A 274-nucleotide genomic window follows, 5' to 3' on the forward strand; every position below is an offset into this window, starting at 1 on the left:
ATGCGGGAATAGCTCAGTTGGTAGAGCGCAACCTTGCCAAGGTTGAGGTCGCGAGTTCGAGCCTCGTTTCCCGCTCCAACGATACCGTGCAGCATGCGACGCGGGAATAGCTCAGTTGGTAGAGCGCAACCTTGCCAAGGTTGAGGTCGCGAGTTCGAGCCTCGTTTCCCGCTCCATACAATGTATAGTTGCACCCATGCGGGAATAGCTCAGTTGGTAGAGCGCAACCTTGCCAAGGTTGAGGTCGCGAGTTCGAGCCTCGTTTCCCGCTCCA

Annotated in this window: 3 tRNA genes; all 3 read left to right on the plus strand. The window is 56.9% G+C overall.

Features of this window, described 5'->3' with window-relative positions:
- Positions 1 to 2: 2 nt before the first annotated feature.
- Positions 3 to 78, plus strand: a tRNA-Gly gene (locus ACZ2IA_RS22965).
- 22 nt (positions 79 to 100) lie between these two features.
- Positions 101 to 176: transfer RNA gene (locus tag ACZ2IA_RS22970), tRNA-Gly, on the plus strand.
- A 22-nt stretch (positions 177 to 198) separates the two neighbouring features.
- Positions 199 to 274: transfer RNA gene (locus ACZ2IA_RS22975), tRNA-Gly, on the plus strand.

This window comes from Crenobacter sp. CS_VA4, from assembly GCF_055597485.1.